General features: G+C 72.4%; 1 pseudogene. It reads right to left on the minus strand.

Features of this window, described 5'->3' with window-relative positions:
• Nucleotides 1-391 (minus strand): annotated as a pseudogene (locus KDL01_RS47395) (cyclase family protein); the annotation flags it as partial.

A 391-nucleotide genomic window follows, 5' to 3' on the forward strand; every position in this document is an offset into this window, starting at 1 on the left:
GCCCAGGTGGGCGCGCATGTCGATCATCACGCCGCGGCCCTGCACGCCCGTGCGGGCCAAGTTCTCGATGCCCAGGGCGTGCGCGGCCGACGTGCTGGCGCCGGCCGTGCCCGGCGTGGCCGGACCGCCGGTGTCGCCCACGTCCTGCGGGCCGACGATGTGCCGCCCGGCGGCGAAGCCGTTGTAGTAGAGCGCTTCGGGCAGGCCGTCGCCGTTGGCATCGAACATCGAGCCGGCGTGCGCCAGGCTGTCCCACTGCGTCGAATACTGCAGGTAGAGGATGGCCAGGTCGTCCGACATCACGTCGGTGCGGCCCGGCTCCAGCTCGGCCATCAGGCAGTTGAAGTTGACCAGCCCCTTGCGCAGCGTGGGGCGGAGCACCGGCGGGTGG

This window comes from Actinospica durhamensis (genome assembly GCF_018139695.1).
Classification (GTDB): Bacteria; Actinomycetota; Actinomycetes; order Streptomycetales; family Catenulisporaceae; genus Actinospica; species Actinospica durhamensis.